At 46.3% G+C, this 18,075-nt stretch carries 16 protein-coding genes; 4 read left to right on the top strand and 12 right to left on the bottom strand.

Translation table 11 applies throughout. The features are described from left to right. The first annotated feature begins 42 nt into the window (after positions 1-42). The 3 genes from V7Z64_RS02010 (at position 43) to V7Z64_RS02000 (ending at position 3,998) form a co-directional block, all read left to right on the top strand. A complete protein-coding gene (locus V7Z64_RS02010; protein ID WP_297990471.1) occupies positions 43-1,146 on the top strand; it encodes a CdaR family transcriptional regulator in 1,104 nt (367 codons plus the stop codon). A gap of 96 nt (positions 1,147-1,242) precedes the next feature. Beyond that, entirely contained in the window at positions 1,243-2,655 is a 1,413-nt protein-coding gene (gene glcD / locus V7Z64_RS02005; RefSeq protein ID WP_297990469.1) for a glycolate oxidase subunit GlcD, read from the top strand. Then, entirely contained in the window at positions 2,652-3,998 is a 1,347-nt protein-coding gene (locus V7Z64_RS02000; RefSeq protein WP_297990466.1) for a (Fe-S)-binding protein, read from the top strand. Before glcD ends, V7Z64_RS02000 begins: the two co-directional genes overlap by 4 nt. 12 nt (positions 3,999-4,010) lie before the next feature. On the opposite strand, the gene V7Z64_RS01995 is transcribed toward V7Z64_RS02000, so the two are convergent. From V7Z64_RS01995 to V7Z64_RS01975, 5 genes are all read right to left on the bottom strand, one after another. After that, positions 4,011-4,808 carry a DnaD domain-containing protein gene (locus tag V7Z64_RS01995; RefSeq protein WP_297990464.1) on the bottom strand — a complete coding sequence of 266 codons (798 nt, stop codon included), beginning with the start codon at positions 4,806-4,808 and terminating at the stop codon, positions 4,011-4,013. An 85-nt stretch (positions 4,809-4,893) separates the two neighbouring features. Continuing rightward, a complete protein-coding gene (locus V7Z64_RS01990; RefSeq protein ID WP_297990462.1) occupies positions 4,894-5,397 on the bottom strand; it encodes a ferritin in 504 nt (167 codons plus the stop codon). 57 nt (positions 5,398-5,454) lie between these two features. Then, positions 5,455-6,240 (bottom strand): TerC family protein, encoded by a 786-nt coding sequence (locus V7Z64_RS01985; protein WP_297990461.1) that lies wholly within the window; start codon positions 6,238-6,240, stop codon positions 5,455-5,457. Between the two features lie 250 nt (positions 6,241-6,490). Further along, complete coding sequence (locus V7Z64_RS01980; RefSeq protein WP_297990459.1) at positions 6,491-7,906, bottom strand: amino acid permease; 1,416 nt, start codon at positions 7,904-7,906, stop codon at positions 6,491-6,493. Between the two features lie 97 nt (positions 7,907-8,003). After that, complete coding sequence (locus V7Z64_RS01975; RefSeq protein ID WP_297990457.1) at positions 8,004-9,260, bottom strand: sensor histidine kinase; 1,257 nt, start codon at positions 9,258-9,260, stop codon at positions 8,004-8,006. 137 nt (positions 9,261-9,397) lie between these two features. On the opposite strand from V7Z64_RS01975, the gene V7Z64_RS01970 reads away from it, so the two are divergent. Further along, complete coding sequence (locus V7Z64_RS01970; RefSeq protein ID WP_297990455.1) at positions 9,398-10,564, top strand: MFS transporter; 1,167 nt, start codon at positions 9,398-9,400, stop codon at positions 10,562-10,564. Between the two features lie 9 nt (positions 10,565-10,573). On the opposite strand, the gene V7Z64_RS01965 is transcribed toward V7Z64_RS01970, so the two are convergent. The 7 genes from V7Z64_RS01965 to V7Z64_RS01935 form a co-directional block, all read right to left on the bottom strand. Then, entirely contained in the window at positions 10,574-11,572 is a 999-nt protein-coding gene (locus tag V7Z64_RS01965; RefSeq protein WP_297990453.1) for a glycosyltransferase family 2 protein, read from the bottom strand. Continuing rightward, the gene (locus tag V7Z64_RS01960; RefSeq protein ID WP_442884999.1) at positions 11,569-13,275 is read right to left on the bottom strand and encodes a DUF6044 family protein; all 1,707 of its coding nucleotides are present in this window, start codon (positions 13,273-13,275) and stop codon (positions 11,569-11,571) included. Before V7Z64_RS01960 ends, V7Z64_RS01965 begins: the two co-directional genes overlap by 4 nt. A gap of 26 nt (positions 13,276-13,301) precedes the next feature. Continuing rightward, complete coding sequence (locus tag V7Z64_RS01955) at positions 13,302-13,973, bottom strand: N-acetylmuramoyl-L-alanine amidase (RefSeq protein WP_297990449.1); 672 nt, start codon at positions 13,971-13,973, stop codon at positions 13,302-13,304. Positions 13,974-14,099: 126 nt separating this feature from the next. Continuing rightward, on the bottom strand, positions 14,100-14,840 hold the full coding sequence (locus V7Z64_RS01950) for a HipA family kinase (RefSeq protein WP_297990447.1): 741 nt from the start codon (positions 14,838-14,840) through the stop codon (positions 14,100-14,102). After that, on the bottom strand, positions 14,837-15,910 hold the full coding sequence (locus tag V7Z64_RS01945) for a glycosyltransferase family 4 protein (protein ID WP_297990445.1): 1,074 nt from the start codon (positions 15,908-15,910) through the stop codon (positions 14,837-14,839). The genes V7Z64_RS01950 and V7Z64_RS01945 overlap by 4 nt, the downstream gene beginning before the upstream one ends. 199 nt (positions 15,911-16,109) lie before the next feature. After that, complete coding sequence (locus tag V7Z64_RS01940) at positions 16,110-17,318, bottom strand: MFS transporter (RefSeq protein WP_297990443.1); 1,209 nt, start codon at positions 17,316-17,318, stop codon at positions 16,110-16,112. A gap of 29 nt (positions 17,319-17,347) precedes the next feature. Continuing rightward, positions 17,348-17,923 (bottom strand): class I SAM-dependent methyltransferase, encoded by a 576-nt coding sequence (locus V7Z64_RS01935; protein WP_297990441.1) that lies wholly within the window; start codon positions 17,921-17,923, stop codon positions 17,348-17,350. Positions 17,924-18,075: the final 152 nt, after the last annotated feature.

Here is an 18,075-nt window from a genome sequence, read left to right as displayed (position 1 = left end):
GACGGTTTCTTCGTTTATATTCATCAGAAAGGAAGTGGACGCATGCTTTCCCCTCACCTTGCGAAAAAAATTGTGTCGGACGTCCGCCGCCTCATTCATGAAGATCTCATTATCGTCGACACGCATGGCATCATTATCGCTAGCACCGATCCAACGCGCATCGGACAATTTCATGAAGGCGCGTTTCTCGTTTGCCAAGAAAAACAAAAACGAATCATTACGAAAGAAGACGAAGGGAAGCTCAAAGGAGTAAAAGCAGGCATCAACTTACCTGTTTTTTTTCACGGTGACGTCATCGGTGTCATCGGCATTACAGGAGACCCAGCGAACGTATCACCATACGGCGAGCTATTAAAAAAAATGACCGAGCTTCTCATTCAAGAAAACTACTATACGGAACAGTTACAACTTGAAGCGCGTGCGCTTGAAACGTTCGTCTTTGACTGGCTGCAAGCGCGCGAATGGTCGCCATCCTTGCACGAACGAGCCCAACTATTTCATATCGACCTCGCTTGCTCGCGGCGCGTCATTATCGCTGAACGCACCGGAAAGCAAGCGACGATGACGATTGAATTATGGAAATACATTCAAGAAAATTGGGAAAACCGAAACGACATCATCGTTCGTTGGGGTGATGATCGCTTCCTTATTTTGCAAACGAATACAGAAAAAGAACATACTGTTGCACAAATCGCTCGCTTGCAGCGAACGCTCGCTCAAAAATACAATGTGACATTTCGCTTCGGCTGCGGCAAAATGACCGATGCTCAACATATGCATCGTTCTTATCAACAAGCGGAGCGCGCTCTTCGCGTCGCCAAACGACCGAACGACATCGTGTTTGATGAAGATTTACGGCTAGAGATGTGTTTCGAAGATCTTTCACCTACGACAAAACAAGAGCTCATGAAACGAACGATTGAACCGCTCATACACGATGAAGAATTGTTGCATACGCTGCGGACGTTGTTCGCTAACGACTTATCGCTGAAACGAACGGCGGAGGCACTTCACATTCACATTAATACACTTCATTACCGGCTAAAAAAAATACAAGATTATACGAAACTGAACGTGCGCCATCTCGAACATATCATCACCTTATATTTAGCTATTCGTTTTTTAGATGAAACAACAAAAAAATAGTTTGTAAGCGTTTCATTTTTATATGTTTATACATAGCGGGTTTTCCCGCTTTTTTATATGCTTACAGTACAAATAAAAGGAAAGAAGGTGGATGATATGATTACTGAACAAGTGAAACGACAGTTCATTCAAATTGTCGGCGCACAAAACTACGACGATTCGAAAGCCGGACGGCTCGTTTATTCATACGATGCAACCCCAAACTTCCAATCACTTCCTGACGCAGTTATCGCCCCGCGCAACACAAAAGAAGTGAGCGAAATTGCAAAGATTTGCAATGAGCACCGCATTCCGATCGTGCCGCGCGGCTCAGGAACAAATCTTTGTGCGGGCACATGTCCGACAGAAGGCGGCATCGTCATCATTTTTAAACATATGAATCGCATATTAGAAATTGATGAAGAAAATTTGACGGTGACCGTTCAGCCGGGAGTCATTACGCTCGACCTCATTCAAGCAGTCGAAGCGAAAGGATTATTTTATCCACCTGATCCAAGCTCGATGAAAATTTCAACGATCGGCGGAAACATTAACGAAAATTCCGGCGGCTTGCGCGGGTTAAAATACGGTGTCACACGCGATTACGTCATGGCGCTTGAAGTCGTGCTCGCAAACGGCGACATCATTCGTACGGGGGGGAAACTTGCAAAAGACGTCGCCGGCTACGATTTAACGCGCCTGTTCGTCGGCTCGGAAGGAACGCTCGGCATCGTGACCGAAGCGACGTTAAAACTCATTCCGATGCCGGAGACGAAAAAAACGATGCTCGCGCTATATGAAGATTTAGAGGCGGCAGCACGCTCCGTTTCAGCTATTATCGCCAACAAAATCATCCCGACGACGCTTGAATTTTTAGACCAGCCGACGCTCCAAGTCGTCGAGTCGTTCGTCAACATCGGCTTGCCGACCGACGTTAAAGCGGTGTTGCTTATCGAACAAGACGGCCCGAAAGAAGTCGTTGAGCGCGATATGGAAGCGATGGCGCGCATTTGCCGCGAACAACACGCCATTTCTGTTCAAGTGGCACAAACGGAAGAAGAAGCAAACAATTTGCGCACAGCGCGTCGCTCCGCGCTATCGGCGCTCGCTCGCTTAAAACCGACGACGATTTTAGAAGATGCGACCGTTCCACGTTCGCAAATTGCCAATATGGTGAAAGCGATTAACGATATTGCAAAAAAATATAACGTCAACATTTGCACGTTCGGTCACGCAGGCGACGGCAACCTTCATCCGACATGTCCGACCGATGTGCGCGACAAAGACGAACTGCATCGCGTCGAGCAAGCGTTCGAAGACATATTTGCGAAAGCGATTGAGCTTGGCGGCACGATTACTGGCGAGCATGGCGTGGGTGTCATGAAAGCGCCGTATTTAGAATGGAAGCTCGGTAAAGAAGGAATCGCTGCGATGCAGGCGATTAAACGAGCACTCGATCCGAACAACATTATGAATCCAGGGAAAGTGTTCGCAAAAAGCACGCGAAAACGGGTGGTGATGACGCGATGAAAAACGAACAGCTCATCCAGCAACAATTTCAAGCGCGCATGAATGAAGACGAGCTATTGAACTGTATGCGCTGCGGCTTTTGTTTGCCGACGTGTCCGACGTATATGGAGTCGGGCTTTCAAGAGTCACACTCGCCGCGCGGGCGCATCGCGCTCATGAAAGCGGTCGTCGACGGGCTCATTGAACCGGATGAAGACGTCGAACGTTCGCTCCAATTGTGCCTCGGCTGCCGGGCGTGCGAGCCCGTTTGCCCTTCTGGAGTGCGCTACGGCCATTTACTAGAAGAAGCGCGCGACATTATTGCGCAACATAAACGATATCCTTGGTTCGTACGCCTCGTTCGCCACGTCGTATTTAAGCAGCTATTCCCTCATCCAAAGCGGATGCGAATGGTGACCGCCCTCATCGGCGTGTATCAACGCTCCGGATTGCAGACGCTCGTTCGCAAACTCGGCTTGTTGCGCGTGTTGCCAAATCATTTAGCCATGATGGAAAACGTGTTGCCGAACGTGCCGACGTGGAAACAAATGAACGAACGACCAACGCACATCGAAGCGGAAACGAAACGAAAAAAACGGGTCGCCTTTTTTAGCGGCTGTTTAATGGATACGATGTTTATGGACATAAACGATGCGACGATGAAACTATTGCAGCTTGCCGGCTGCGACATCGTCATTCCTCAGGCGCAAACGTGTTGCGGTGCACTGCACGGACATAGCGGCGAAAAGGCGGACGCGAAAACGCTTGCGAAACAAAACATTGAAGCGTTTGAACGGCTCGATGTCGACTATATCGTCACAAACGCTGGCGGGTGCGGGGCGTTTTTAATCGAATACGACCATTTATTAAAAGACGATCCGATTTGGGCAGAGCGCGCCAAATCTTTCGTCGCCAAAATAAAAGACGTCTCCGTCATTTTAGTCGAACTCGGCTTTCATCTCGAAGGATGGCGGTTGCCTGAGCAAATTGTGACGTATCAAGATTCATGCCATTTACGCAACGTCATGAAAACAGCAAACGAGCCGCGCCTGTTGCTTCAATCCATTTCCGGCGTCGAGTTTCGCGAAATGAAAGATGCCGATCGATGCTGCGGTTCAGCAGGCATTTACAACATCATCGAGCCAGACATGTCGATGCAAGTGCTTGATTACAAAATGGCGCAAGTGAAACAAACGAAAGCGACGACAATTGTAACCGCCAATCCCGGATGTTTGCTGCAAATGAAGCTCGGCATTGAACGAGAAGGACTGACGAACGTGCGCGCCGTTCACCTTGTCGAGCTGCTTTTAGAAGCGGTAGAAGCGACGAAAGAAGCAAACGAGCCGATGAAACAAACAGGGTAAGGGTATGGACGTTCATGCCCTTTTCCTTTTTTTTAAACGCTTTTCTAATTCGTTCCGCTTTTGTTCGAGCTCCGCTTCACTGCACGCCTTTCGCTCATATCGGGAATAATCGATATGCAGCCACTCCGGCACACTTTCCGTCCGCACCGCTTTCCGCCGTTTCGAGCGCGCATATCCGTTTTTCTTCCAGTTTCGTAAAATGCCTTCTGTATATTTCCATGTTTTCACTCCGTTCTGTAAAGCAACATTCAGCGCTGCAAGCACCCACTCCTCTGACGTCTCCTTGCTCCAATGCGCCATCTGGTCAGCAACGTAGCTACTAATCGTACCGAAACCGTTTTGTTCATAAAAAGAAATGATATGTTGTAATGTATGATCTGTTGTTATTTCTGTTTGTCTGTTCATATAGCCATGTGCGTCTTGGCAAGTGGACATGTGCGATACGTCATGTTGCCCACTCGTTTCGTCATGTTGCCGTTCTTCTTCGCCATTCATAACGTTCGCTAGCACATCGTAGTCAATGCGATACCATTTCGTTTTATCCATCTGTGAGCGATAGCGCGAGACGACGATCCCTTTTTTCTCAAGCCGTACGATCGTGCGCCGAATCGTGCTTTCCGACCAAAACGGAAATTGCTTTCTCCACCCTTCGTACGTGTTGTACACCCATACATGTCCATCATGCGTATGCGTGCTTTTTCCGAGCCAATAATGAAGCTGCTGTAAAAAAATACTTTCGTTCAATCCGAGCTTCACCGCCACCGTCGGCAAAACGAACAACGGCTCATCATCAACTAACCATTTCTTCATTACAATCCCCCCTATATCCATTTATCGCCTCATACACGACATTTGGTTAGGGGGGAATAAAAAAGAGAATGCCTTCGCATTCCCTTTATGGTTCTGGTGTGAATGTGCGCTGGGCAAGTTCGTTGTCGAGCATAAACAACGAATTGCTGTCGCCTTCGATGCGTTTTAGCTTTTGAATAAGCGTATCAAACATCGACTCTTCTTCCACTTGTTCGTCGATAAACCATTTTAAAAAGTTCATCGTCGCATGTTCGCGCTCGTCTAACGCTAAGTCAGATAGTTTATAAATGCGGCGCGTCACTTCTTTTTCGTGCGCAAGCGCCTTTTCGAAGCAATCGCGAACAGACGTAAATTCGTTGTTCGGAGAAGGAAAGCCGGTCATGACCGCTCGTTCGCCGAGGGCGTTAATGAAGTTGTAAAACTTCATCGCGTGAAAACGTTCTTCTTCTGCTTGCACTAAAAAGAAGTTCGCAAAACCGTCCAATCCTTCTGCCGAGCAATAAGCAGCCATCGCCATATACGCATGCGCGGAATAAAATTCAAAATTCATCTGCTCATTCAATCCATTTAACAATTTTTCACTTAACATACATCAACACTCCTCTCTTTCTTTATTATAACAAAAAGAGGAGGAACGTGCCTCCCCTTATTCGTTTTGCGCTTTTTTCAACGTGCGTACCGCTTCTTTTTGCTGGTTCGTTTCTTTTCCTGAGAAAAACCAACCGCCTGCGGCAATCGCTAAAAGGACAATCCAGAAAATCGCTTTCCATAGCGCCGAATGCGCGAAATGTTCAGAAACGACAGCTAAGCTCGGATGCGCAAGCGTATATACTGCCAACTTCACACCGACCCAGCCGACGATGAAAAACGCAGCTGATTCTAGGCTTGGGCGTTTTTGCAATAGTTTCACAAACGCATTCGCCGCAAAACGCATAATGATGACACCAATTAATCCGCCGGCGAAGATGACTAAAAACTTTCCGCCATCCATGCCACCAATCGTTGGCAAGTTTGTATTTGGCAACGTCATCGCCAAAGCGACCGCCGCTAAAATCGAGTCAATCGCAAACGCTAAATCGGCAAGTTCAACCTTCAATACCGTCATCCAGAAACCAGATTGCTTTTTCCCTTCTTTATGCGAACCGTCCCGGTTTTTGTTTATAAAATGATGCACCGCAATAAACATTAAATACAACGCGCCGAGCGCTTGAATTTGCCAAATGTTTACTAAATACGAAATAACGAAAAGCGCGGCGAAGCGAAGAATAAACGCCCCGGCAAGCCCGTAAAAGAGCGCCCGTTTTTGTTGTTTTTCCGGCAAATGTTTAACCATTACCGCCATGACGACCGCGTTATCGGCCGCTAAAATGCCCTCCAATCCGATTAACACGAGAAGCACCCAACCATACTCTAACAACAATGATACATCCATCAATGATCCCTCCTGTAATATGTAGTTTTCCCTCGCCCGTCAGCAAAAATCATAAAAACGCAAAAAAGACCTTTGCCGAACGGCAAAGGTCTCGCTAGACACATGTCGTGCCAACAAAGCCGATGGACGATGCCATGAATTGACGACTTTGTTTTCAGGCGAACGCCTGAACGCTACTCCCCTTTGTAAAGGAAAACTATAATTTAACTGTAATTTTATTATAAAAACATGAACGCATTTTGTCAACCCGTCAGCTTACTTGTTTTTGTTCCACATGTGCCCCATTTAATTTACTATGTTTGCGACCGTATAAGAAATAAATGACGAGGCCAATCGCAAGCCAGCCGCCGAAACTGAGCCATGTTGTCGCAGGAAGCTGAAGCGCCAAGTACGTACAAAACGCTACCGCAAGCAATGGAATGACCGGCACAAACGGCACCATAAAGCTTCGTTTTAAATTCGGTTCTGTTTTACGCAACACTAAAATCCCGATCGCAACAGTCGTAAATGCAAACAACGTTCCGATATTTGTTAAATGCGCCAATTTATTTAACGGAATGACACCTGCGAAAATGGACACCGCAATGCCTGTAACCCATGAATTGACAAGCGGCACTTGCTTGCGCTCGCTCACTTTCGCAAATAACGATGGAAGCAAGCCATCGCGGCTAATCGCATAAAAGAGGCGCGTTTGCGCATAAAGCATAACGAGAAGCACCGTCGTAATGCCTGTAATCGCCCCAAGCGAAATAAATCCAGCAACCCAATCTTGGTTAATATAATTTAGCGCAAAAGCAACTGGGTTTTTCACCCCTAATTGATCGTAAGGAACGATGCCCGTTAAAATGAGCGACACCGCAATATATAACAACGTACAAACAGCAAGCGAAGCGATAATGCCAATCGGCATGTTGCGCTGCGGATTGCGCACTTCCTCTGCCGCTGTCGATACCGCATCAAATCCTAAATAGGCAAAAAACACCGTCGCAGCTCCTGCCGCAACACCAGAAAAGCCAAACGGCATAAACGGCGTCCAGTTTTCTGGCTTCACATACCATACGCCAACGGCGATAAACAATAAAATAACCGCCACTTTAATGACGACCATCACCGCATTAAAGCGTGCCGATTTTCTGACACCTTGCGTCAATAAAAACGTAATAAGTAAAACAATAACAATCGCTGGCACATCAATAAACGTCCCTTTGGATGGATCGTACGCGCTTGTGAGCGCATGTGGAAGCTCAATGCCAAAACCGGCAAGCAGCCCTTGGAAATAGCCCGACCATCCGGCTGCTACCGCCGACGCGGCGACACCGTATTCTAAAATTAAATCCCAGCCGAGCATCCATGCGATAATCTCACCGAACGTCGCATAGCTGTACGTGTACGCGCTTCCCGATACGGGCACGCTCGATGCAAATTCCGCATAACAAAGCGCTGCAAATACGCACGCTAATCCAGATAAAATAAACGAAAGAACAAGCGCTGGTCCCGCATGTTCTGCCGCCGCTACGCCTGTTAAGACGAAAATGCCCGTCCCGATAATCGCACCGATGCCAAGCATCGTTAAATCAAAGGCGCCTAATTCTTTTTTTAGCGCCGCGCCACGTTTCCCTGACTCGCTCATAAGCGCGTCAATCGACTTTTTCCTGAACAAACTCATCGTTGTAAACTCCCCTTTTGAAAAATAAACGTCTTGTTTTATACTTTAACGCCCAAAATCGTTAAAGGCAATACATTTTTATTATTTCGCAATATTTTTATTTTTCTAATAACAAAGGAAGTGTCACCGTCATCGTCGTTCCGGATCCGACTTCGCTTTTTATTTCCCACGTGCCGTTCATCATTTCAATGATGCGAACTGCCACCATCGCCCCGAGGCCTGTCCCTTTTTGTTTCGTGCTGAAGTACGGTTCTCCGAAGCGCGCAAGCTCTTCTTTCGTCATGCCGACTCCTTCATCGCGTACAACGATCGTCACCGTTCGTTCATCGACGTGCATATGCACATATACCGCACCGCCATGCTGTATCGCTTCTATTCCATTTTTTATTATATTTAAAAAACATTGCCGAAAATATTGGACGTTACCACTTACTTTCGCAGGCATGGGCGTGGACACGATGTCTACTCCCGACATGTTCGCTAACGGGCGCAACATGTCAATGACTTTCGTTAACTCGTAATGCACGTCAAGCGGCTCCATTTTTTCTGGAAACGGCTTCGCAAACGTTAAATAGTCATCAATAATGGCACACGCCCGATCTAATTCTTCTAGGGCGATATTGATATATTGCTCTTTTGCTTCGTCCGTTATGTCTTTTGATTTCATGAACTGCATAAATCCTTTGACAACAGTAAGAGGATTGCGTATTTCATGGGAAATGCTTGCGGCAAGTTGGCTGACGACTTCCATTTTTTCAAGCTTGATCGCTTTCGAACGAATGAGCAACGCTTCACGCAACGTTTCAACAATAAATACGACAAACAAGACAGCAACAGGAGGAACAACAATAAAGTCGACGACGTACGACTCCGTCACTTGAAAATCAGAAATGGCGATCGCTAAAATCGTGGCAACAATGGCTAATATAAACGTCATTACCGCCGAAGCAAATAATCGTTGTTTTCTCGACAACCGTTGAAAAATAGGAGAAAACAAACTGCCGAAAACAAACATCATGACATAAACAACGACCGTAATGAACTGATAGCCGTACATCCCCCAGCGCGCGAGCAACAAAATAAGCAAGAGAGGCAAACTGACCGCCCATCCGCCGTAAAACGTGCCGATTAAAAACGGAACTTGCCGCAAATCGTGCACGCAATCAGGGGCGATGTAAATCGGATATTTCATGCATAAAATAAGCGGCACGCTTAAGCATGCGACAAGCAACCATCGTTGATGCTCCCTTTTTTGCTGGAAAAACCGAACGTGATCGTATAAAAAATAAAAGAAAAAAAAGCTTACTAAAATGTAAAACAAATTGTTTAACACGTGCTGATTCATATATGTCATCTCTCAACTCTCCCGCTATGTTCGTACACGTTCAGTTTCGCGAAAATTTTTTCTGTTGTCAATGCGGCGACATCTTTGAAAAATTGCATCGTTTCCATTATGATAAAAATGCAAACTACATAGTGGAGATGGTTACGATGAACGAACGGCGTTATTTGCCGCTTTTATTTGTTGTTATGTTTTTAGTCATGGTCGGGTTTGGCATTATTATTCCCGTTCTTCCGTTTTTCGCTGAACACATCGGTGCGACCCCAACCGAGCTCGGTTGGCTCATGGCCGTGTATTCTTTCATGCAATTTTTATTCGCACCGATGTGGGGAAACTTATCTGACCGATACGGGCGAAAACCGATGATCCTCATCGGCATTTCCGGCTTGGCGCTGTCGTTTTTCTTATTCGCTATGGCGACAAAACTATGGATGCTATTTGCCGCTCGCATCATTGGAGGCTTCTTATCTGCCGCCACGATGCCGACAGCGATGGCATACGTCGCTGATGTAACGACAGAAGAAAACCGCGGAAAAGGAATGGGACTAATCGGGGCAGCGGTCGGGCTCGGATTTATTTTCGGACCAGCGATCGGCGGCGTATTTTCTGCTAAAAGCTTAACCGTTCCGTTTTGGATCGCTGGCTGTTTAGCGCTTATTACTGCCGTGTTCGTCTTCTTTTTCTTACACGAGTCGCTTCCGAAAGAAAAACGTTCGACCGGACAAGCGAAACGTCCATCGCTCGCGGCCGCGCTTCAAGGACCTTTGGCGCGCTTGTATATGTTGCAGCTCGTCGTCACATTTTCCCTCGCTGGACTGGAAGCGACGTTCGCCTATTTTGCGGCAAAACGCGCAGGTCTTACGTCAAAAGAACTCGGCTACATTTTTATGATGATGGGGCTTGCCGGTGCGATCGTTCAAGGGGGACTGCTTGGAAAGCTCATTCAATCGTTCGGTGAAAGAACGGTCATTTACGGAGGCTTATTTTTATCGGCGCTCGGTTTTTTCCTTATTTTGTTCATCCATCACTTTTGGACAGCCGCGCTTTATTTAACGATTTTCGGCATCGGTAACGGCGTCATTCGCCCATGTGTATCGTCCTTGCTTACGAAATATACAACGGGCGGACAAGGAAGCGCGACAGGCGTGCTATCATCGTTCGATTCGCTCGGGCGCATCGGCGGCCCGGCAATCGCAGGCTGGCTATTTACGTTAAAACCGAGCTTGCCGTATGTGACAGGCATATTGCTGACGTTCGTTTCGTTCGCTCTATTTCAGTCGTTTCAACGAACGATGATGCAAAAAGGCTCCGTCTAATTCGGAGCCTTAGCTTATGCCTTCTTCGCCAGCTTGTTCCCCATCGCGCCGTACAATGATCGGCCAATTGAACAAATCGATATCAACAATGTAGCGCGGCCGTTGTTTCGTTTCTTTATATACTTTCCCGATGTATTCGCCCACTAAGCCGATCGCGATCAGCTGCAACCCGCCGACGAGCCAAATGGACATGATAAGCGACGTCCAGCCCGTTTCTGTATGACCTGTTATTTTTAAAAAAAGAACATATAGCGCAAACAAGACGCTAATGAAAAACGAACAAAAACCGAGAAGGGAAACGAACCGAATGGGCATCATGCTGAATGACGTGAGTCCATCGAAGGCAAAGCGCATCATTTTCATAAGTGGATATTTCGTCACGCCTGCTTTTCTCTCCTTTCGGTCGTAATATACGGTCGTAGAAGGAAAGCCAAGGAGCGGGACAACTCCGCGCAAAAACATGTTTACTTCGCGAAATTGCTGCAACGCCTCTACCGCGCGCCGGCTCATGAGACGATAGTCGGCATGATTGTATATAAGCTTCACCCCGATGCGATTCATCATGCGGTAAAATGTTTCCGCCGTCCACCGCTTCATGTACGAATCAACGTCGCGCTTTCTTCTCACTCCATAAACGATGTCGTATCCGTCATGAAATTTTTGCACGAACTCGCGCACGACATATATATCATCTTGCAAGTCGGCATCCATCGTTACGATGCAATGCGCCACGTCTTTGACGGCAAACATACCTGCTAAAAGGGCGTTTTGATGCCCTGCATTGCCTGCCAGTTTTATTCCTTTCACTTCTTCATGTCGCAAACATGCTTTATAAATGATCGTCCACGTTTGATCGCGGCTTCCGTCGTCGACAAATACAATTTTGCTTTCTTTGGAAATAAGTTGTTCATCCACGAGCTGCTGCCTTAACGAAAGCAGTTGTTCAATCGTTTCTGGCAATATATCTTGCTCGTTATAACAAGGTACAACGATCGCTAAAACGGTCATGTCGTTTTCTCCCTTTCCACTTCGTATAAGTAAATGTTCCATGCGGATTCATCGTGTTCAAACGTGCGCAATAGCTTTAAGTTGTTTTGTTTGGCGTTGTCAATCGGCAAGGCGGAAAACACGTACCGTCCGCCCATGTCGTACAATACGTCCGTATGAAGCTTCATATGGCGAATGCGCTTGTTCGATTGCTTCGTAAACATGTAGTGCTTCCCTAGTTCGTCAACAAATATGTAACAACGACCGCCCCATTCATCGAAATATTGTTTGAGTTTTTTATTTTTCGCAAGCTCACTCGCAATAATTTTCCGAAACTGATGCTTATACGACAGCGGATAAAAATTGTTGTACGTATCGAGCGTATAAAAACCGTTATATTGGGCGATCGCCGGATGCATGCCGATGCTGACGACGCGATACGTATGAAGCGGCTTTCCGATATAGCGCTTCACTTGTTCAAACTGCTTTTCCGCATAAAACGCGCGAAACGTCGGCTTGTCGCGATATACAATTTGTTCATGAAACAACATCGCCACAACGAGTTGGGAAACAATCGCAAACGAGACGACGCTTCGATCCCACGCGCGCCATATGATGCGAAGCGATAGCGCAAACAGCACGTAAATGACCATCGGTCGCAAAAAATGATAACGCGCAAAATTAAACCGATCTAAAAATGGAAACGCTTCTGTCGCAGGCAACCATCCTTTGTAAAACCAAAACGCATACCACGCGGAGAGCATAACGTTTATGATGTGAAGCTGCCAAAACAGCCGCTCTTGTTGCCACCATGTTTTTCGCCATACGATATATAAAGCGATAAACGTGATCGGTAAAATAATGAGCGTATGAATCGTCATCACATGCGTATGGCCGAACATGTAGTTTTTGAGCGTCAGGCGAAGCGATCGCCATAACGGTAGGCGAGCATGCACATATTCATCGCGGCTCGTCGGCTCTGTCGCAAATAAAAACGAATGAACGAGCCGATATTCAATCGCTAAATAAAGAACGGTCATATATATAAGCGCCAACAAAAGGGGCACGTTCGGACGGCGTCGCCACGCATCGAACGCCCAAAATATAAACATCGCGCTTAAAAAAAAGAAAAAGCCGAGCACAAAGCTAGAATAAAATGGCAACAACGTCAACACGACATAATTTTTCAACGAACGATCACCAGCGCGAATGTTGAATAGCGCCCATAACGCTAGCGGCATACCAAGCGTACTAAGCATGCCTGACGGCCAAAACGGCGTAAGGGCAAACGCAAGCGCGACCCCAACGCGAATCCACTCCGCTTCTTTTTCCTTTAATACGTGCGTTTTTAATAATAAGTACATGCCGATGAACGCAAATAGGCGCGTAAGAAGCTGGCTCAATCCATAGGCGTAAACGGACGGAAAAAGGGCATGAAGCAACACGATGCCGCTAAACTCCGTCCCGTACGCGTTGCGCGGCAAGCCGCCGATGATTTGCGGAATTGTCGCATGAACGGAGCCGAACAGCTCGCCACTTTGTACGAGCACGCGATACCAAGCAATATTGGAGTCTAAATTATCGTGCACGCGCATATGCGCATCTTCCCCAAGCAAAAAATACGGCAAGGCATGTAAACAAACGATGATGATGCCACATGTGAACAGTCTCATAACGCCCCTCCATTCGCTATTATTTTTTAACAACAAATGAAAAATATGCATAAAAAATCCCCTGCCAATCGCAGAGGTTAAACAATGATCGCATCGTATCCTTTTTTTCTTAACTCTTCGACGAGGCGTTCGGCGTTTTTTTTGTCGCGAAATGCCCCGACTTGCACGCGGTATAACTTTCCATCTTCTTTCGGTGGAGCAGGCGGTTTCTTTTGCAATCCGAACGCTTTCGCTATTCCTTCCACATGACCGCGGGCAATTTGCGACAGAAATTCGTCTGATTTCAGCTTCGCGGCATCGCCTGCGTTGTCGATAAATAAGTTTTCCGTCAATAAAGCTGGCATATTCGTTTGACGAAGCACCGCATAGTTGGCACGTTTTTTTCCGCGATCGCGCACATCTCCAATCGCTTTCATCACTTCATCATGAATGATGTTTTGATATGAAACGGTTTCTTTGCTCACATTTCCATTGAATATATATGATTCAAATCCTGTTCCACCCCCTGCGTTCACATGAACGGATAAAAAGAAGTCCGCACCGATTCGATTTGCTATCGCTGCCCGTTCCGAGAGTTCAATAAACTGGTCGTCTGTCCGCGTATAGTGCACATCGACATGTTCATACTCTTTCAGCATCTCCCCTATTTTCGTCACAATCGTTAACGTTACATCTTTTTCACGAAGACCGTTTCCGACTGCCCCCGGGTCATTCCCTCCATGCCCTGCATCTAAAACAATTTTCATCATTATATCCTCACACCTTTCTAACAAATTTTTTCTCTCTGTTAATAACATATACATCCTCTCGGACAAAGGATACGGCCTTTCCCTATTTATCTATTTTCTTTCGCTCATATATGGAAAAAGCCTAAGCTATGCTAGCTCAGGCCAAAGCTGTTTACAACATTTGCGGATGAGATGCGGAACGACATGATCGCGCCGATACACGAGCGTATGAACGAGCTGCTTTCGTTCTTCTTCCGTCATCGGCCAATCGTCAGGCATATGTTTCGTCATTTCTTCAAGTAAAAGCGTCGGCATCGTTTGCATAACGGCGATCGCTTCCTCTAATTGCTGAACGGTCACAAACGACGCCATCATGCGATGTGTCGCGCTTTCGATAAGCGTTTGCGGCAGCTGTTTTAACTGTTCAACCGTCCACGCAAATGAACCGCATATGTCGGCATGATCAATGATCCATAACGTCTGATGCTCGCCATTTTGTTCGATGATGACGTTTTTTCGCGTTCGGTCGCGATTGTACAGCCAATAGTCAAAAACGATCACCCCCGCAAGCTGATCGGCGTTGACGATGCGATGAAGCGTCGTTTCATGGGCGTTTTTCCCATCAATATACGCGCTAGCAAACTGCGTTTTCGTTTTCACAATCGTTGTGTCATCTGGAATCGGTACGAGCGTGTCAGGTAAAGAAACGAGTCGGGCGTGCGGAAGCGGAAGGTTCATATATTTCGCAATTTGGTATGCGAGCCATTCGTTGATGAGCGCTTTCGGCTTTTTCGCGTCATAAAATTTCACGACGTATTTTGTTCCATCATGAAACGTCACAAGATGAGAGTTATGTTTATGGCTTGCGAACGTCATTTCATAGTTCATGTTTGTTCACCTACAATATGTTGTAGTACATCGACATACGTTTCGGCACAACGTTCAATCGTAAATTGCGCTAGCACGCGCGCCCTGCCCGCTTCGCTCATCTCTTCATATCGCTGTCTATCGTCGATGATCGCTTCAATCGCTCGAACGGCACCGCGCGTATGATGTTCGCGAAATAAGTATCCTGTTTTCCCATGAGCGATCACTTCCGGCATGGCCGATACGCGCGGGGCAACGACCGGCACGCCACACGCCATCGCTTCAATAAACGTATTGCCGAACGATTCGACTTTCGTTGTCGCTAGTAAGCATCCCCCTGATTGACGAATGCGAGCGTATATGTGAGGCATTTGTTGATACGGAACGACAGGAAACCATTTGACGAACGAATCGAGCTTTTTTTCTTTCCATTCCGCCTCAAACTCCGCCTCAAACGTTTGTTTATCGACACTATGCGCCCCACCAACGATCCAACATTCGATATCATCCCGCTCTTTTTGTAATAGCGAGACGATGCGTAAAAACGCCCGCCAATTTTTCCTTCCATCTAATCGCCCGACATAAGCAATAATTTTTTTATCTGGTACATCATCGCATACAGATGGTCGAAAAAAGGAAGCGTCTAATCCGTTATAAATGACGGTAATCGGTGCTTGATCGTCAACGAGGACGGAAAGAAGACGCTTTTGGTAATAAGACGGAACGATAAACTGGCGCGGGACAATCGTCTCAACCCCTTGCAAGTTCCGCTTTAACTTCAACAACTCCGGCGTGCGCGCCTCGACAATAATCGGACCTGCATAGCCAACGTCGTTCAACCACTCGTACGCTTGGCTCGTATCAACAACAATGATCGCATCATACCCTTTTCGTAAAATGGCATGAACATCCTGCTTCTTTTTCACTACATACACGTTGGCGACATCTTCCATCATATGCATGCCGCCCAAATCTTTCGTATATAAAAAATCGGTCGTAATGCCATGCTTTTTAAAATATAGCGCCCGATTGCGCCATCCGGCATTCACCCCACCAACCGTCAACAACCGCCAAATGACTAAAATGTTCACCCCTCAACCCCCTTGGCATTTGCTCTTTTATTAATGTATGTGTCAACGGCTTGTCGCTTGTTAAAGTAAAAAAGGGATCCGTGATGAAATACAAACATGAACCCCTTTTACAGCATGATATGTTGTGGCGATTCGTACCTATTTTTTATTTGTTCGAACCGATCGTTTTCATTTACAAGAAAAACTAGGGGCATGTTGCCTAGTTTTTCGTTTTTGTATATACCCGCCATCCAGCAAGTATCGGCAATATCGCTGTCAACCCAATTGCCCAACGGAATCCGAGCCAGTCGGCAATGATCCCTGCCATCGCGGCACCGATCGCATAGCCGCTATCGCGCCAAAATCGATATACTCCCATCGCAGAAGCGCGCCAGTATATCGCTGTCACATCGCTAATTGCCGCTTGCAACGTCGGATATACCATTGCTGTTCCGAGCCCTAACAATACCGCACCAACCATCCATAATACGACATCATCCACGATAAGCATCAGCCACAAGGACAACGCCTGTAACCACATGCCGTATGCAATCATCTTTTTTCTGTCGACTCGATCGCTAATGGCACCTGTGAAAAGCTGACATATCCCCCATGAAGCAGGGTAAATCGCAACGATCATCCCTGTTTGTGAAACGGATAGCCCGAGGGAAGTGAAATATAAAGGGAATAATCCCCATGCAACACCATCTTTTAAATTAGTTACAAGTCCTGCCAAACTAAAACTAGATAGCGTTTTATTTTTCCATGTCGTCTGCTGAAATACATCTTTTGCGGATAACGTTTCTGTTCGCTCCTTTTTTCTTCGTTCCATATGCAGTTGAACATGATGTTTCGTATCTTTAACGACGATGGATAAGCCTATTCCAGTAAGTGCAACCACAATACCAATGTAAAACAATTGAAGATCAAGTGAAAATGTCGAAGCGAGATAACCCGACAGCGCCGCCATTATCGCGACACCAAAATAACCAGCAAACTCATTTAAACCAACCGCTGTACCTCGTTCCGTTGGCTTGGCGATGTCAATTTTCATATTGACAGTCATCGACCACGTCAATCCTTGGTTAATGCCAAGCAGTACGTTCGCAAACACGACAATTGACCATTCGTGTGCAGTAAGCATACATATTGGAACGAATAACCCTATTATCCATCCTGCTAGCAATATGTTTTTTCTACCAAACCGATCAGCAAGCTGACCAGCAAAATAGTTTACAATCGCTTTAGACAAGCCGAAGCTAATAATAAACGAGATAGCCGCTCCCATCGATGTAAGCCCAAATTGCTTTTCACCAATCATCGGCAAAATCGTTCGTTCTAAACCGACCATCGCCCCAACAAACACGTTAATGATGACCAATAATAAAAATGAGATGAGGTTTTCTTTCATTCCTAGGCGCGCACTCATACGCTCACCTCTTGAAAACATAAACATAGCTATGACGCATGACAATGTTTGACGATTATACCGTACACGCTCGGATGGAAATGAACGAGCTCCACATGTGCGAAATGTGCTTTTGTCTCATCCATGAGCTGATGTGATGGAATGCGTTCGTGAAGCGGTGGGCCCATTTCACTTTCTACTGCCTCCCATTCGATCAACATAAACGCACCGTTCAGTTTCATGATGCGGGCGATTTCCGCAAACACCGCTTCTCGATCGTCCACTTCATGCAAAACAAACGCCATTAGTCCCTTATCTACAGATTGCGGTGAAATCGTTGTTTTCGCCACATCGCTAACGATGTAAGACACGTTTTTTACTCCTTCTCGTTCAGCATGTTGTTGGAGTAAATCGAGCATTTGTTGTTGCACATCAACAGCGTACACCGTTTTTGCTCGTTTGGCGATCGGTACAGCAAAATATCCGTTCCCCGCCCCTAAATCGGCGACAATATCATGCTCGCTCACGTTCAGCAATGAAATGACTTTTTCCGGAGCAATGAGCTCTCTTCTTTTTGGATGCAACAACTTTTCCGCTTTTGAATGATGAAATACATATCCTGTCATATGACACCGTCCTTTTGTTTCTATACCTACATATGTATTTTACCTATTCCTTCGCTGTTTGTCATCTAATCAGCAATCTTTTTACTTTACAAAAGTAAGTAACAAACTATATTATAGTTATAGCTTTTTATATCAAAGCAAAATATAAGTAA

Source organism: Anoxybacillus sp. (assembly GCF_036834105.1).
GTDB lineage: Bacteria > Bacillota > Bacilli > Bacillales > Anoxybacillaceae > Anoxybacillus.
Note: the sequence above shows the minus strand (reverse complement) of the source record. Positions and strands in the feature narration are given on the sequence as shown.

Bases quoted from the DNA above. Each gene is read 5' to 3' on its own strand.
- V7Z64_RS01970 (WP_297990455.1), top strand. From the start codon at position 9,398: ATGAACGAACGGCGTTATTTGCCGCTTTTATTTGTTGTTATGTTTTTA.
- V7Z64_RS01990 (WP_297990462.1), bottom strand. From the start codon at position 5,397: ATGTTAAGTGAAAAATTGTTAAATGGATTGAATGAGCAGATGAATTTT.
- V7Z64_RS01955 (WP_297990449.1), bottom strand. From the start codon at position 13,973: ATGATGAAAATTGTTTTAGATGCAGGGCATGGAGGGAATGACCCGGGG.
- V7Z64_RS02000 (WP_297990466.1), top strand. From the start codon at position 2,652: ATGAAAAACGAACAGCTCATCCAGCAACAATTTCAAGCGCGCATGAAT.
- V7Z64_RS02010 (WP_297990471.1), top strand. From the start codon at position 43: ATGCTTTCCCCTCACCTTGCGAAAAAAATTGTGTCGGACGTCCGCCGC.
- glcD (WP_297990469.1), top strand. From the start codon at position 1,243: ATGATTACTGAACAAGTGAAACGACAGTTCATTCAAATTGTCGGCGCA.
- V7Z64_RS01950 (WP_297990447.1), bottom strand. From the start codon at position 14,840: ATGAACTATGAAATGACGTTCGCAAGCCATAAACATAACTCTCATCTT.
- V7Z64_RS01940 (WP_297990443.1), bottom strand. From the start codon at position 17,318: ATGAGTGCGCGCCTAGGAATGAAAGAAAACCTCATCTCATTTTTATTA.
- V7Z64_RS01975 (WP_297990457.1), bottom strand. From the start codon at position 9,260: ATGACATATATGAATCAGCACGTGTTAAACAATTTGTTTTACATTTTA.
- V7Z64_RS01960 (WP_442884999.1), bottom strand. From the start codon at position 13,275: ATGCATATTTTTCATTTGTTGTTAAAAAATAATAGCGAATGGAGGGGC.
- V7Z64_RS01985 (WP_297990461.1), bottom strand. From the start codon at position 6,240: ATGGATGTATCATTGTTGTTAGAGTATGGTTGGGTGCTTCTCGTGTTA.
- V7Z64_RS01995 (WP_297990464.1), bottom strand. From the start codon at position 4,808: ATGAAGAAATGGTTAGTTGATGATGAGCCGTTGTTCGTTTTGCCGACG.
- V7Z64_RS01965 (WP_297990453.1), bottom strand. From the start codon at position 11,572: ATGACCGTTTTAGCGATCGTTGTACCTTGTTATAACGAGCAAGATATA.
- V7Z64_RS01935 (WP_297990441.1), bottom strand. From the start codon at position 17,923: ATGACAGGATATGTATTTCATCATTCAAAAGCGGAAAAGTTGTTGCAT.
- V7Z64_RS01980 (WP_297990459.1), bottom strand. From the start codon at position 7,906: ATGAGTTTGTTCAGGAAAAAGTCGATTGACGCGCTTATGAGCGAGTCA.